The 241-nt window shown below is 27.8% G+C and carries 1 protein-coding gene; it reads left to right on the top strand.

All coding sequences use genetic code 11. From position 1 onward, the window contains the following. Positions 1 to 241, top strand: a 241-nt coding sequence (locus HMPREF0519_RS14640; protein ID WP_040472857.1) for a hypothetical protein, incomplete at both ends; no start/stop codon positions are given.

The following is a 241-nucleotide window of genomic DNA, read 5'->3' as shown; positions in this document are numbered from 1 at the left end:
TACTACCAGCAGGATTAAGTTTCCATGATAAATATGATGGTATATCTTTAGCAGAAATATTCATAATATCATTATATTCTATCCGATATTCTGTTAACTCAATGAAGAAGAGTATAAATAAGGTCAGCATTAATAAGACAATAATCATAGTAATTAAAGATGCGCTTGAATTTAATTTGGGAAAATGTGTATTAAATATAGATTTAACAAGACTCATTAAAACAATTGGCATAGGTCCCGA

This window comes from Lentilactobacillus hilgardii DSM 20176 = ATCC 8290, from assembly GCF_000159315.1.
GTDB lineage: Bacteria > Bacillota > Bacilli > Lactobacillales > Lactobacillaceae > Lentilactobacillus > Lentilactobacillus hilgardii.
The sequence above is the reverse complement of the archived record's forward strand: the minus strand, read 5'-3'. Positions and strand labels throughout refer to the sequence as shown.